This is a genomic window from Liquorilactobacillus hordei DSM 19519, assembly GCF_019443985.1.
Lineage (GTDB): Bacteria > Bacillota > Bacilli > Lactobacillales > Lactobacillaceae > Liquorilactobacillus > Liquorilactobacillus hordei.
The window spans coordinates 179,460-194,452 of sequence record NZ_CP049303.1; the positions used below are offsets into that span (position 1 = coordinate 179,460).

The 14,993-nt window shown below is 35.1% G+C and carries 14 protein-coding genes; 9 read left to right on the top strand and 5 right to left on the bottom strand.

Annotation, left to right across the window (positions count from 1 at the left end; all coding sequences use genetic code 11):
* Positions 1 to 71 precede the first annotated feature (71 nt).
* Positions 72 to 602, top strand: coding sequence for a helix-turn-helix domain-containing protein (locus G6O70_RS12125; RefSeq protein WP_057870480.1), 531 nt, complete (start codon positions 72 to 74; stop codon positions 600 to 602).
* Positions 581 to 1,486: an IS3 family transposase gene (locus tag G6O70_RS12130; protein ID WP_233419210.1), complete on the top strand. Its 906-nt coding sequence runs from the start codon at positions 581 to 583 to the stop codon at positions 1,484 to 1,486. The genes G6O70_RS12125 and G6O70_RS12130 overlap by 22 nt, the downstream gene beginning before the upstream one ends.
* A 111-nt stretch (positions 1,487 to 1,597) precedes the next feature.
* Here G6O70_RS12130 and G6O70_RS02170 read toward each other — a convergent pair whose 3' ends face one another.
* The gene (locus G6O70_RS02170; RefSeq protein ID WP_057870444.1) at positions 1,598 to 2,698 is read right to left on the bottom strand and encodes a glycosyltransferase; all 1,101 of its coding nucleotides are present in this window, start codon (positions 2,696 to 2,698) and stop codon (positions 1,598 to 1,600) included.
* A gap of 314 nt (positions 2,699 to 3,012) precedes the next feature.
* On the opposite strand from G6O70_RS02170, the gene G6O70_RS02175 reads away from it, so the two are divergent.
* The 4 genes from G6O70_RS02175 (at position 3,013) to G6O70_RS02190 (ending at position 6,200) form a co-directional block, all read left to right on the top strand.
* The gene (locus G6O70_RS02175) at positions 3,013 to 3,669 is read left to right on the top strand and encodes an HD domain-containing protein (RefSeq protein ID WP_057870443.1); all 657 of its coding nucleotides are present in this window, start codon (positions 3,013 to 3,015) and stop codon (positions 3,667 to 3,669) included.
* Positions 3,670 to 3,852: 183 nt separating this feature from the next.
* Positions 3,853 to 4,725 carry a metal ABC transporter solute-binding protein gene (locus tag G6O70_RS02180; protein ID WP_057870442.1) on the top strand — a complete coding sequence of 291 codons (873 nt, stop codon included), beginning with the start codon at positions 3,853 to 3,855 and terminating at the stop codon, positions 4,723 to 4,725.
* 6 nt (positions 4,726 to 4,731) lie between these two features.
* Positions 4,732 to 5,388, top strand: a complete 657-nt coding sequence (locus G6O70_RS02185) for a metal ABC transporter ATP-binding protein (protein WP_057870441.1) — start codon at positions 4,732 to 4,734, stop codon at positions 5,386 to 5,388.
* On the top strand, positions 5,388 to 6,200 hold the full coding sequence (locus tag G6O70_RS02190) for a metal ABC transporter permease (RefSeq protein ID WP_057870440.1): 813 nt from the start codon (positions 5,388 to 5,390) through the stop codon (positions 6,198 to 6,200). The genes G6O70_RS02185 and G6O70_RS02190 overlap by 1 nt, the downstream gene beginning before the upstream one ends.
* Before the next feature lie 69 nt (positions 6,201 to 6,269).
* Here the strand turns inward: G6O70_RS02190 and G6O70_RS02195 are convergent, their stop codons facing one another.
* The 3 genes from G6O70_RS02195 to serC form a co-directional block, all read right to left on the bottom strand.
* Positions 6,270 to 7,952 (bottom strand): IS1182 family transposase, encoded by a 1,683-nt coding sequence (locus tag G6O70_RS02195; protein ID WP_219934293.1) that lies wholly within the window; start codon positions 7,950 to 7,952, stop codon positions 6,270 to 6,272.
* A 300-nt stretch (positions 7,953 to 8,252) separates the two neighbouring features.
* Positions 8,253 to 9,428 carry a phosphoglycerate dehydrogenase gene (locus G6O70_RS02200; protein WP_057870458.1) on the bottom strand — a complete coding sequence of 392 codons (1,176 nt, stop codon included), beginning with the start codon at positions 9,426 to 9,428 and terminating at the stop codon, positions 8,253 to 8,255.
* A gap of 1 nt (position 9,429) precedes the next feature.
* Positions 9,430 to 10,521 carry a 3-phosphoserine/phosphohydroxythreonine transaminase gene (gene serC, locus G6O70_RS02205; RefSeq protein ID WP_057870457.1) on the bottom strand — a complete coding sequence of 364 codons (1,092 nt, stop codon included), beginning with the start codon at positions 10,519 to 10,521 and terminating at the stop codon, positions 9,430 to 9,432.
* Positions 10,522 to 11,057: 536 nt separating this feature from the next.
* Here serC and G6O70_RS02210 point away from each other — a divergent pair.
* The 3 genes from G6O70_RS02210 to G6O70_RS12140 all read left to right on the top strand — a co-directional run bounded on the left by G6O70_RS02210 (position 11,058) and on the right by G6O70_RS12140 (position 13,831).
* Positions 11,058 to 12,347 carry a C40 family peptidase gene (locus tag G6O70_RS02210; RefSeq protein WP_057870456.1) on the top strand — a complete coding sequence of 430 codons (1,290 nt, stop codon included), beginning with the start codon at positions 11,058 to 11,060 and terminating at the stop codon, positions 12,345 to 12,347.
* Positions 12,348 to 12,416: 69 nt separating this feature from the next.
* Positions 12,417 to 12,947, top strand: a complete 531-nt coding sequence (locus G6O70_RS12135; RefSeq protein WP_057870480.1) for a helix-turn-helix domain-containing protein — start codon at positions 12,417 to 12,419, stop codon at positions 12,945 to 12,947.
* The gene (locus G6O70_RS12140) at positions 12,926 to 13,831 is read left to right on the top strand and encodes an IS3 family transposase (RefSeq protein ID WP_233419210.1); all 906 of its coding nucleotides are present in this window, start codon (positions 12,926 to 12,928) and stop codon (positions 13,829 to 13,831) included. The genes G6O70_RS12135 and G6O70_RS12140 overlap by 22 nt, the downstream gene beginning before the upstream one ends.
* A gap of 312 nt (positions 13,832 to 14,143) precedes the next feature.
* Here G6O70_RS12140 and G6O70_RS02220 read toward each other — a convergent pair whose 3' ends face one another.
* On the bottom strand, positions 14,144 to 14,923 hold the full coding sequence (locus tag G6O70_RS02220) for a DUF975 family protein (protein WP_057870481.1): 780 nt from the start codon (positions 14,921 to 14,923) through the stop codon (positions 14,144 to 14,146).
* Positions 14,924 to 14,993: the final 70 nt, after the last annotated feature.

A 14,993-nucleotide genomic window follows, 5' to 3' on the forward strand; every position in this document is an offset into this window, starting at 1 on the left:
TAAAAAAGCTGGGACTAATTTTTGTAGTGAAGTGAACCCCCGAGATTGGACAACAATCTCGGGGGTTTACTATGACTAAATTTAATTTAGAGTTACGGATTTCTATTGTGACAGAATATTTAACGGGTATTAGTTCCATTCAATTGGCCAGAAAATACCATATTGCCAACAATGAAACGATTCTCCTATGGGTTCATCGCTTTAATCGTTTTGGCATTGCAGGATTAAAACCGAAATCTATGAATTTGGAATACTCTAGTGAATTCAAGATAGAAGTATTAAACTGGAAACAACAGCACAAAGCTTCGCTTCCAGAAACAGCACTACATTTCAACCTCTCTTCACCAAGTACTATCTGGCAATGGCAAAGAAAGTTTGATTTAGAGGGGCTCAGTGGACTAAATAGAGTGAGAGGAAATCCAAAGACTATGTCTAAACATAAAAAAGTGACCAAACCCACAACGGCACAAATCCAAGCACGCCACGATAAAAATGAGTTAAAGCAACTCAAGCAAGAAAATAAGATGTTAAGAATCGAGAACGAATTTTTAAAAAAACTCGATGCCTTAGATCACGAAAAATCAGCTCACGAGAAACCGTGACCTTAATTGATGATCTGAGGCGGGTCTTCAAAACGTCGATTAGTTTTATCCTTAAAGCCGTTAAGGTACCACGTAGCACGTACTATTACACTAAGCACAGTCAGGGACGAGAATATGAGAATGACCAGGTTATCCAAGCCATTGATGAAATTCGGCAAACAGATGCCAAGTATACTCAAAAATACGGTTACCGTCGCATAACGTTAGTTATGCATGAACAGGGATTTAAAGTTAATCATAAACGCGTCCTCCGAATTATGAAGGAGCAAGGCTGGACATGTCAGGCCTTTAATAAGCAAACTCGCAAATATAACTCATACAAAGGAACTGTTGGTAGAATAGCCAAAAATAAGTTACACCGTCGATTCAAGACAGATCGACCATATCAAAAACTCGTCGCCGACGTTAGTGAATTTCGATACGGTCAGATGAGTCAAAGTGAGCGAATCTATTTAGAACCCATCATGGATTTATTTTCGGGTGAAATTTTGGCATTTAACATTAGTGCACACCCAACTCTTGAATTTGCGTTGAAACCACTAAAAGAAGCATTAGATGGATTACCTGAGCTTCCTTATAGAACAACGGTACACACAGATCAAGGATTTCAGTATCAACATAAACAGTGGCAAAAAACGCTTAAAACTCATCATACCTTTCAGAGTATGTCCCGTAAGGCTACCTGCTTAGATAACGCCGCCATGGAATCATTTTTTCATCTCATGAAAGCAGAGATGATGGATGAACACTTCGAAAATTCAGAGAGTCTCGCGCAAGCGATGACTGAATGGATTGAATTTTATAATAACCGTAGAATCAGGACCAAACTAAAAGGCAAGTCACCGGTACAATACCGAGAACTTGCCAATCAGTTAGCAGCTTAATTTAGTTGTCCAAACTTGTGGGTTCACTTCATAGTCTCAACTTTTTTATTGACTTAAATTACTAAACACACTTGTTTTCACTTTATTATTCTCTTTTCAACTTTAAATATTTTATACCAATTCTCGTTTTGTTTCTGCAATTACTGGGATCCAGCGATCCGCAACTGCCTTTGGTGCAAAATGTTTGATTCGCTCAAGTGATCGTTCAGAATAATACCTTCTTAAAAAGCGGCTAGTTGTCATCTTATCCAAGACACGGACCATGTCAGCAACATTTTGCGGTTTAGTCATAATACCATAACGATTCTCTCGGAGGTATTCAGCTGATCCAGTATTTTCCATTGCTACAATTGGTAATCCAAAACCCATTGCTTCACCCATAACCAATGGCATACCTTCCCATCTTGAAGTCGAGATAAAAATTGAAGCTTCCTCATAATGCTTTTGCAAATCTTGGTCCTTAAGTGCCCCACGATAAATGATTTTATCAGCAACATCAAATTTCCTAATTAAATCTTCGAATATTGCCATATCTTCTGAGGTTCCTTTCCCTGCAATCGCAATCTTCCAGTCATCTTTGAGTGATTTAGCTGTTTCTAATAATAAATCAATACCTTTATGCTGAATTGCAATTCTACCTGTGAAAGCAATGATATGACTATTTAAATTTGCCATTTTGTCTGGAATTAAGGTAAGAGGATTATAAATCTTAACAGTCTGCTGGTTAAACTGCGAGTAGTTTTCGTAGTCAGAATCAGTCAATACAACTACTGTATCTGCTGCCTCTAATCCTTGCTTAAACTCATTGAGCATCCCTGCATAATATTGTGTTACATATGTGTTGAAGTTATTATGCATCCACGCAATCACGTTAATATTCGGCGTATTTTCCTTAATAAACGGTGCAAAACTTGTGAGTAGTCCCGCCGGTAAAATAACGCAACCGTAATCTTCTTCCTCTAGATATTCACACAAATCAGCAATTTGTTCAGCATATTCATCATATGGATTCTCTCCAAAGAAATTCAAAACACCGCTAGCTACTGGGCGTTTAGCAATTATCATCGGTGCCTTTAAATCATAATATGGTTCACCTTCACTTAACGAGTAAAATGCAACATCCATTTCTTCACTTAGTGTATTTCCCAAGACAGTTGCTGCTCTCTTAACACCATCCATTACAACATTCTCTAATGTAATTAATACCTTCATAAAATTCGCTGTTCCCAGATTGAAAACAGCTACCTCCCTTCTGTACCTTATGTTATACCCGTCACACCTTTCCAGCGTTTCAGAAGTTACCAAAAAACTCGGATCGAGCATTCTATTTAGATTCGGGCGATAGCTTCTTGTTAGGAATTCTATCATGAAAAAAAATGAAAAAAAAGCAAAACGACTTGCCATGAGTTTTCATTGAACATCTTTCTTTAATTTTAGGCTATTAATATTCTATATAATATTCTACTTAGCAGATGCCTTTTATTTGCTATAATAACCAATGAGGATACGAAGGGAAGGATTTAACTATGGATTTATCCAATAAAATTGCTAAAGTACATAATTTTTCTTTGGAACAAATGAGTTCAGATACAACTGGACACGGCTTTGATCATATTCTACGTGTAGTTAATATGACAAAAAAAATATTAAAAAATGAACCTGGTAACCCCCTAGTAGCAATTTCTGCCGCTTACCTTCACGATATCGCGGACGATAAATTAGTGTCAGATCCTGCTGTTCAAAACAGCAAAACGATTGATTTTTTAAGTGCTAATGCTTTTTCTGATAGTGAGATTTCTGAAATAATGTATATTACAAAGAATCTATCATTTAGTAGCTCTTTAGGTCAAAATCCGCCTGTACTATCTATTTCAGGTCAGATCGTCCAAGATGCGGATCGTCTAGATGCAATTGGTGCGATTGGGACATTACGTGCCATCTATTATGGTGGAAAACATTCACAAGTAATCTATGATCCAACGATTAAGCCTAGAATATTAAAAAATAAAACGGAATATCGTAATCTTTCTAAAGAAACGATTATCAATCATTTTTATGAAAAATTGCTCAATTTAAAAAAAATGATGAATACTTCTACTGCAAAAGAGATTGCTGAAGGCAGACAAGCTTTCATGTTAAGCTTTCTAAACGAATTTACTGATGAATGGAACGGAAAAATATAATAAAATTTAAATGGTAATCCAGGAGCTAGTTTTCTTATCACATCAGCTTTTTTTATTTTTTTAATAGTAATGTTTATCCTTAAAGCTTCAAACAGCCTTGACAGCTGGATTTTAATTAGATACTATTCTAAATTGTAATTATTACTATTAAAAGTTACATAATATATTTTGGAGGCTATTATTGTGAAAAAGAAAAACTATCTTTTCTTACTTTTATCTTTAATTTTGATTCTTGCTGGATGTTCAGCAAATACTCAAAAAAAATCGAAAGGAATTTCAGTCGTTGCTACAACTGACTTCTACGGAGAAGTTGCAAAAGCAGTTCTTGGGAATCATGGTTCGGTTACATCTATTATTAACAATCCTAACATTGATCCCCACGATTTTGAGCCAACCACTAAAACGGCAAAAACTGTCGCTAATAGCGATATCTTACTTTATAATGGTATTGGCTATGATTCATGGGCAAAAAAATTGTCTGGTGCTAAGAAAATTGCAGTTGGCGAAGATATTATGAATAAAAAGGATGGAGATAATGAACATCTTTGGTATAATAGTAAGACAATGCCTGCTGTTGCCGAATATTTAGCTAAACGATTCGGAAAAATTGATTCTAAACACAAAAAAGAATATTTAGCAAATGCTAAAAAATATGCGAATAGTCTTTCTAAATTAAATACCATGATTAATCAAATCAAAAAGAATAGTAATAATAAGTTAGTTGACGTTAGTGAACCGGTCTTTGATTACGCATTACAAGATATGGGATATCAGGTTAATAATGTGCATTTTTCTGACTCTGTTGAAAAGGGAACAGATCCTTCTCCTAGTGACATTAAAAATATGCAAAATGATATTAAAAACCATAAAATTGCGTTCTTTGTTCAAAACACACAGGCAAGTGATAAAGTTGTAAAAAACCTCGTAGCATTGTGTAAAAAATATAACGTCCCAGTGGTTAGTGTTACTGAGACATTACCAAAACACAAAGACTACTTTAATTGGATGAAAGGTGAATACCAACAAGTTCTAAATATTCAAAAAAGCGAGAGTTAGTCTAATATGAATTCAATGATGGAAGTTAAGAATCTGGATATTCAGGTTCCAGGGAAACAATTATTTAAAAACTTAAGTTTTACTGTTCCCTCCAATAAGTTAACCTGTATGACTGGTGAAAATGGAGTTGGTAAAACAACTTTGGTAAAACACATTTTGCAAAGTTTCAAGACAAAAGATGACCACATCGTTATTAATACGACTCGTGCCAAAACACAATATGTGCCTCAATTGCGCAATATTGATGACGAATTCCCATTAAGTATCCATGATTTTGTTGGATTAGGTCTACGTCAATCAAACTTATTATGGCATACTAAATCCGAGAAAAGATTGTTACAAGATATCATTCAAAAAACAAATCTTGCAACAATTGAAAAACGTCCTTTAGGTGCAGCCTCAGGTGGGGAAAAACAACGAGCTTTTTTAGCACAAGCTCTATGTGCTGAACCGAACTTGTTAATACTGGATGAATCAACTGCAAGTCTTGATACAAGTACAAAAAATGATTTACTTAGTTTAATTCGCTCTTTACTACTAGAACAGGACATCACTGTTTTATTCATCACACATGATCCCGAATTAATAGAGAAGTATGCAGATTATGAACTTCACTTGTCTCATTTGCAGGCAAAGCTCACTAGAAAGGAGCGTAAAGACTAATGCTGCAATTTGATTTCATGCGCTATGCTTTTATTGCAGGTATTTTTATCTCCTTAATATGTGGGGTAATGGGAACCTTCGTCGTTGCACGCCAAACTTCCTTCTTTACGCATACCCTTTCTGAAATTGGTTTTTCAGGAGCAGCCTTCGGAATTTTCTTGGGTATTAGTCCGCTCCTAGGTATGATTATTTTTACAATGACTAGTGCTTTATTTATCGGAATTTCAGGTGATCGTCTCAGTAGACGAGAAGCTTCCATTAGCCTTTTCTCAGGACTTTTTATTGGACTAGGGATTTTATTTCTTTCTCTATCTAGTAAACAATCCAGTTACGCAACTAATATCTTATTTGGTAGTATCGTGGGAATAAACATCGGAAATCTCTACTCTTTGGTAGCACTAAGTATATTGATTTTGATAGTCATCACTTTATTATTTAGACAATTAGCTTACAATTCTTTTGACGTGACTGGCTCACAATACAATCAGCATCTTAATCTATTGACTTCCATCGTTTTCTTAGGTTTGTTAGCTCTCACTATTAGTGTGACTTCTCAAATTATAGGTTCTTTGTTGATATTTGTCCTACTGACAATTCCTGCTTCTTCCGCTAAATACTATACATCTTCACTTTGGAAAATGATTTTTTTGTCCACCATTTTCTCACTCGGAGGTATTTGGATAGGCTTATATCTATCGTATATAACAAACTGGCCAGTTACTTTCTTTATTACAACAGTTGAGGCACTTATCTATTGTTCAGCTTTAATATGCCGCCAACTACAAGTTAGCAAGTTATCACTTAAAAATTAGTAGCTCTCCTCTATTAAAGTAGCTGGAGACATAATTTAAGCGATTCTACAGTATTAGGTGTTGATACACCTAATACTGTAGAATCGCTTTTTTCAGCTCAATAAAAAAGGGGCTGTGCCATAAGTCCTTCAAAATATAAGAGATTAGTGAAAATCGTTCTTTGATTTTCACTAATCTCTTCTTTTTGTTTATAAAACAGTTATAATTGGTGCCTTTCGCCACCAATTTTCTAATATTCATTGCCATCAAGGCAATTCCAGCTTCCCTTTTTACCTTCTCAAGACCTCTAACCGAAAATTTTTTAAAACCCAAACAAGCCTTCAATCCACCAAAAACTGATTCAACATCTATTTTACGTTGTCCGTAAATTGAACCAGTTTGGTGATTTGAAAGCAACTTGCGTTCCTTAGCTTTGAAATACTCCCATGCGCTATTAATACTTATTTTACGAGGATTTCCGTTTTTAGTGAATGCTCGGTGATCAATTTTAAAATCGTTATCGTATTTGTTTGCCTGATACTCTTTAAATTCACGTACAAATCCGTACTTATCTTTGCGCTTACGGTAAGCATAAAAACTAAATCTAACTCCCTGCAGATCAATAAAATAATCGTCTTTAGGATGATACGCCCAATTCATGACCTTACGGTCATCACTTTTCCATTTGCGACTATTTTCTTTTAACATTGTCCCATATGGAATTAACGCTGTATGTTCAGGTAATTCATCTTCGAGATATCGATAATTTGATTCTGAACCGTATCCTGCATCAGCCACAATATACTTACCTAAAGTTCCAGCTGCTTTTTGTTGCTGTAAAAAAGGAATTAATGTTTTGGTATCTCCTGGATTTTGAAAAATGCCGAAGGCAGTTACAAATTGTTTACTTGTGGCGATTTGTAGATTATAAGCCGGTTTTAGCTGTCCGTTGAGCATTGGATCTTCCTTAACACGCATGAAAGTTGCATCATGATCTGTTTTTGAATAACTATTTCTTTTACCATAAATTCTGGTTTGTATTTTATGAGCTAATAATTTAGTTTGCCGTAACTTAAGTTTTCGTTTTAAAGATTTTAGTTTTCGACGCCTTGACTTGTCTGGGTTTGGAGAGATATGTTCTTTTTCAATCTTTTTATTCAAATCTTTCAAGTCATTTTCTAACCGCAAGGTAATTTCATCAAGCATTTCTAAAGTAAGATCTGTCTCTGCTGGGAGCTGACACTTAAACTTAGCGTCATTTAATTCTTCCAGAAGGGTTATAATCGCAGAGCGATTAAGCTTGTCAAAACGAATCGTATTCTTACGCCAAACAAAACTATATTTATTGGCATCAGCTAAAATTTTAGTCCCGTCAATAAAAGTAACTTCATCAATAAAATTGTTTTGTTTCAGATATTTGGTTAGTTTTAGAATACATTGATTAATCAAGCTCTCAACTTCATCTGAAATTCTAAAACGACAAATTGTTCGGTAGGCTGGAACCTGTTCTTGTGTCAGCCAACGGGCTGCCAAATTCTCTTCTGCCAAGGTATTAATACGACGACTACTGAAGATACCTTTTGTGTACGCAAACAAAATTAATTTTAAAAGTACACGCAGATCATACTTACGCGGTCGTCCAAAGATGTAAGGATCATTAATTTTAAGGTCTTCAACTATTTGATTAATCATCCGTGCAGGATGATTTTCTTTTGGCTCCCAGTCAGTTTTAATACTAAGTACAGCCTGATTTATGTTATAATTATTGTACATTTTGATTATCCTTTCTATAGGGGATTGTTTTTAAAGGCACTGGCTGCAATCAGTGCTTTTTTATTTTTAATTATACCAAAAGAGCTTCACCAGAAAAATCATTACTTTCTCTGGTGAAGCTCTTTCACTTAGGGACTTATGGCACAGCCCCCTATAAAAATTTTTCACCAACAGCGGTTGAAAAAAGAGCCTAAATTTCTTATCTTGCTGTATTTCTAATTACTTGTTAATGCTTAAGCCTTGACCCTATACCACACACTTCTCACATTGATTTTCAATTTTCACTTAAAAAGTCTGAAATTATTTATTTTTTCTTATTTCTCTTACTCTGATTACCTCAGAAATTTCAATTAACTCGTTCTTTAGTTTATTGAAAGTTTTTTCTGAAATATTATCCGTATCAATCATTGTATAAGCAATCTGCTCACGACTGCGATTAATCATATTATCAATGTTAATATCATATTTAGCAAGAATTGTTGTTATTCTACCAACCATATTTGGAACGTTTTGATGAATTAAAGTAATTCGAAAATTAGAATCAAATGGCATCTCTACTGCTGGAAAATTAACAGAATTAACAATATTACCTGTTTCAAGATATTTTTTTAGCGTTTGGGCTGCCATTATTGCACCATTTATTTCAGCTTCAAGCGTTGTTCCACCAATATGTGGAGTAACAATAGTGCTCTCATGCTTGATAACCTTCTCTGAGCTAAAATCTGTCAGATACTGTGCTATTTTATGACTATCCAAAGCATCAATAACTGCATTCTCGTTAACTATTCCCCAACGTGAATAGTTTAAAAGAATAGCACCATCTTTGAGTTCAGCCAACTCCTTTGAAGAAATTAAATCTTTGTTACCTTCTGTGTAAGGAATATGAATCGTAACATAATCGCTTTTTTGTAATAATTCACTCAGATCTTTAGCACGTGGAATATCATTAGATAGACGCCAAGCATGTTCTACACTAATATATGGATCGTATCCAATTACATGCATTCCCAGATCTGCTGTTGCTCGTGCTACCCTAGAACCAACAGAACCAAGCCCTATTATCCCAATCGTTTTGCCTTGTAACTCAGTTCCTGCAAAATGATTCTTCCCTTTTTCTGTCTGCAGACTAACATCCGCTCCATTTAATTTTTTGGCCCATTGAACCGAAGAAAAAACTGGTCTGGTCGCTAGAATCAGCATTGCCACTATTAGTTCCTTAACCGCATTAGCATTTGAACCAGGTGTATTAAAGACAACTGTGCCATTTGAATTAGCTTCAACAAGTGGAATATTATTAACACCAACACCGGCTCTTGCAATTGCAAGCACACTTGTGCCAAATCTCGTTTTATGCATATCCTGACTTCTAATTAACAGTGCAGCGGGTTTATCAGTTTCATTAATTGTATACTTATCAGCAGGAAATTCAGCTGTACCTTCTGGAGCAATCATATTATAAGTCTTAATATCCAACATTTTAGTCCACTTCCTTATGCTCTAATTCAAATTTTTCCATAACAGTTATCAGTTTCTCGACACCCTCTATTGGAAAAGCATTATATAAGCTGGCTCTCATACCGCCCACTAATCGATGGCCCTTTAAGCCAACTAAGTTATTATCATTTGCTAAGGCGATAAATTGCTTATCTAATTCTGCGTTACCAGTTACAAAGGGAATATTAGTCAGTGAACGACTCTCAATAGCGACTGGTGATTGAAATACACTAGAAGAATCAAGATAATCATAAAGCAGCTTTGATTTCTTTCGATTCCGCTTTTCCATTTCATCCACCCCACCTTGCGCAAGAAGCCACTCAAAAACAAGACCCGCACAATAAATTGCAAAAACTGGCGGCGTATTTAACGTTGAATTTTTTGCTACTAATTTTTTGTAACTCAACATTGCTGGAAGATCAGGTGACTTTTCTACCAAATCATGGCGAATAATTACTACTGTCAGTCCAGCAGGTCCGATATTCTTTTGTGCACCTGCATATATCATTCCAAAATCTGTCACATTATATCTTTGTCCCAAGATATTTGACGACATATCGCCTATTATAGGTACTTCTTTAAAAGTAGGAACTATTTTGAATGCAGTTCCTTCAATTGTATTATTTAGAGTTATATGAACATAATCCGCATCTTCTTGTAAAGAATCATCTATTTCAGGAAGACTTGTGTACTTTGAATCTGCTCCACTAGTAATTTGTGTAACTTCTATACCATCAACTAATCTAGCTTCTTCAATAGCCCTTTGTGCCCAATGCCCAGTATCAACAAAATCTATTTTTTTCTTATTGATAGCAAGGTTCATTGGTGCCATTGTAAATTGGAGTGTTGCTCCACCTTGCAAAAACAAAACATCATATTCATCGGGAATATTCATCAATTTACGAAGATTCCCTTCAGCATTCTTTTGAATATCAGCAAAAAGTGAGGAACGATGACTAATCTCCATAACACTCATACCACTATTTTTATACGATAATAATTCTCGTTGAACCTTTTCTAAAACTTCCTTTGGCATAACAGCCGGTCCAGCAGAAAAATTGTAAACAATCGCCATATTCCTTCACTTCTTTCTAATTAATTTTAAAGTATGCCCTAATATTCGAATATAGACAAAGTTAGGTTAGATGTCAATGCTATTTGTAATAAATAATCAATTTAATACATATCTTTTTTACTGTGTATGTTCAACTTTCCAAATAAAGAAGATTATAATTTGATTAAAGAATGTAAACTTAATATTCTTGTAATAATATGAATTAAACTTTATCAATGATCTCTGTAAAAGTAATAACTAACAACGATTGTAATTACACTCCTTCTTAAGATCTTTGTAACATTTTTGTAATATTCTTAAAAAAAAAAAGCCTGATATATTCCTTTAAATCCTGATATATCAACACTTTAGCTCATACAAATTATCTTTTTAAAAAATTTTTCGTTTAAAAAGCCTGATATTTCAGCAACTATTTGCATTTTGTTACATAAAGGCTTAAACTGTAATATTTTTTGTACTGTTATGCAACAAAGATGGATTACAATCAAGCTATTGGTTAATAAAATCATAAAATAAAAAAGTAGGAGTGAATTAATTTGAAACGTACAACAAAAACATTATTAGCAAGCACTGTTGGTGCGGCTGGTTTATTTCTTGCTTCTACAACGAATGCAAGTGCCTCAACAACCGTCAAAGTAAATAAGAACGATACAGTTTGGGATCTCTCACAAAAATATGGTGTTTCTATCAAGTCTATTGAAGCTTTAAATAACATTAATCAAAATAGCCATTTAATTGTTGAAAGCCAAACGTTAACTATTCCCGATAGTGATAATACTTCTAGTTCATCAAACACAAGCTCTACTTCTTCGGCTGCAACTTCTACTGTCGCAGTCACTGAAGGAGATTCTCTTTGGGCAATTGCTCAAAAATATAATACAACAGTTGACAGTTTACGTTCATTAAATGGATTATCATCAACAGAAACATTAATTAGAACTGGTCAAACTCTCAAAGTTAGTGGTTCTGCGGATACTAGTGCTACAACAACATCTTCAGATACTCAAAGTAGCACAAGTACAGAAAGTTCTACAAAGACATCTTCTGTTACAGTTTCCGCAAACCATGTTACATATACAGTTAAGTCTGGGGATTCACTTTATACAATTGCCCAAGCTTATGGTGTTACTGTAGCTTCTCTACGTTCTTCTAATACTTTGGGTTCAGCTATTTTGCCAGGACAAACATTGACAATCAATGATCCTACAAAAACACCTGCTACAACTACTACAACAGATTCAAGCAATTCTACTAGTTCATCTACGGCTACTGCTACAAGTTCTACGACTACGGCTGCTACAAGTAGCTCTGCTAGTTCTACACCTGCTGCTACTGCAAGTTCTACGGCTGCTACGAGTTCATCAACTGCTGCTGCAAGTTCAAGTGCAACAACTGCTGCTTCTACAACAACAGCAAGTAGTACAACATCGACGACAAGTAGCACTACTACAACTTCTTCGTCATCGGTTTCTACATCGTCAGTCGTTGCATATGCAGAATACTTAGCAACTCAAAGGATTCCTTATGTATATGGTGGTACAACATTAAGTGGCTTTGATTGCTCTGGCTTTGTTCAATATGTATATGCTCACTTTGGTGTTTCATTGCCTCGTACTTCACAAGCTCAATCAACAATCGGTACAGCAGTTGCTGTTAGCCAAGCAAAAGCTGGTGACTTATTATTCTGGGGTTCACAAGGTTCATCATGGCATGTAGGGATCTATGTTGGTGGTACAAGTTATGTAGCCGCTCCATCAAGTGGTCAAAATGTCAGTCTTAAGAGTTTCCAATATTTCCAACCTACTTTCGCAATTCACATGAACTAATTAACTATAAAAAAAGTTACGATGGTGAAGTGAACCCCCGAGATTGGACAACAATCTCGGGGGTTTACTATGACTAAATTTAATTTAGAGTTACGGATTTCTATTGTGACAGAATATTTAACGGGTATTAGTTCCATTCAATTGGCCAGAAAATACCATATTGCCAACAATGAAACGATTCTCCTATGGGTTCATCGCTTTAATCGTTTTGGCATTGCAGGATTAAAACCGAAATCTATGAATTTGGAATACTCTAGTGAATTCAAGATAGAAGTATTAAACTGGAAACAACAGCACAAAGCTTCGCTTCCAGAAACAGCACTACATTTCAACCTCTCTTCACCAAGTACTATCTGGCAATGGCAAAGAAAGTTTGATTTAGAGGGGCTCAGTGGACTAAATAGAGTGAGAGGAAATCCAAAGACTATGTCTAAACATAAAAAAGTGACCAAACCCACAACGGCACAAATCCAAGCACGCCACGATAAAAATGAGTTAAAGCAACTCAAGCAAGAAAATAAGATGTTAAGAATCGAGAACGAATTTTTAAAAAAACTCGATGCCTTAGATCACGAAAAATCAGCTCACGAGAAACCGTGACCTTAATTGATGATCTGAGGCGGGTCTTCAAAACGTCGATTAGTTTTATCCTTAAAGCCGTTAAGGTACCACGTAGCACGTACTATTACACTAAGCACAGTCAGGGACGAGAATATGAGAATGACCAGGTTATCCAAGCCATTGATGAAATTCGGCAAACAGATGCCAAGTATACTCAAAAATACGGTTACCGTCGCATAACGTTAGTTATGCATGAACAGGGATTTAAAGTTAATCATAAACGCGTCCTCCGAATTATGAAGGAGCAAGGCTGGACATGTCAGGCCTTTAATAAGCAAACTCGCAAATATAACTCATACAAAGGAACTGTTGGTAGAATAGCCAAAAATAAGTTACACCGTCGATTCAAGACAGATCGACCATATCAAAAACTCGTCGCCGACGTTAGTGAATTTCGATACGGTCAGATGAGTCAAAGTGAGCGAATCTATTTAGAACCCATCATGGATTTATTTTCGGGTGAAATTTTGGCATTTAACATTAGTGCACACCCAACTCTTGAATTTGCGTTGAAACCACTAAAAGAAGCATTAGATGGATTACCTGAGCTTCCTTATAGAACAACGGTACACACAGATCAAGGATTTCAGTATCAACATAAACAGTGGCAAAAAACGCTTAAAACTCATCATACCTTTCAGAGTATGTCCCGTAAGGCTACCTGCTTAGATAACGCCGCCATGGAATCATTTTTTCATCTCATGAAAGCAGAGATGATGGATGAACACTTCGAAAATTCAGAGAGTCTCGCGCAAGCGATGACTGAATGGATTGAATTTTATAATAACCGTAGAATCAGGACCAAACTAAAAGGCAAGTCACCGGTACAATACCGAGAACTTGCCAATCAGTTAGCAGCTTAATTTAGTTGTCCAAACTTGTGGGTTCACTTCATGGCTATTATTCAGTTATCGTAACTTTTTTATTATATCCAGTTATTTGGTGCTATTATCAAATTAAACACCATAGAAGGGATTTAAACTCCATTTTTAAGGCTTTTTATATCCTACCCCTTCTTTCAAGCATTACCCTGTAAAGTGCTTAATTAATCGTTATAGAGCCTGTAAAAATAGGAGATTAGTAGAAACTCTAGAAAAGAGTTTTTACTAATCTCCTATTTTTTGTTTTACAACTTGCTTTATACACTAAGTAACTTTTTATTAACTATTCTCTAGTTAATATTCTACTATAACTGATTTCTTGTCATCATCGTCATTTTGTTGATTATCAGAAATAATATCACTATTTGCCGCTAAACTCTCATAGTAGGCCGCATATGTTGCTAATTTATATGGCGTTACCCAGATATATCCCAAGCCAAGAGTTAATATTGCTACTATATCCCAGCCAATAAAACTTAATTTAAGAACAAAAAACTCAAATTTATGGCCAACCATTAATTCTCGACTCTTCGTGATATAATCTAGGAAATTAAAGTCATCAGCATTTTTGGATTGTGACATATCTTTGTATACAAAATATGTTTGAGAATATGCAAAAGATTTTATAATACCTGGGACAATAAGTAATAACGTCCACAAAAATATGAAAATATTGGTCAAGATATACAAAACAAGAATTCCTAGAAAATTCCTTTTTGTAAATACACTAAATGCACCCTTAAGTGCACTAAAATCAGCATTTTTTGTCCTCAACCAGTCTAAGAAAGTAAAACTTATTCCAGTTAGAATCATTGTTGCTATAATTCCCCCTGCACTATTACCAAAAACATTACCATGACCAAATTTATTCGACGTATCAACTGATGATATCCCATTAGAAATACTATCACTATATTCTGCAACTATTATACTCAGAATCATTACAGCAAGAATTCCTAACATTATTATAATAATTTGAAAAATAATGGGTATAATTGCAACTTTAATCGCTTGTCCCCAATGACCCTTGAAAGTTTCTTTTACCTCATTTTTTAGTTCTCGACGTGTCTTCATTTTTCCAAAACTCCTATTCTTGTTTCTACCCCTACATTATACTTTAAAAAATAGTATTTTTATACAAAAA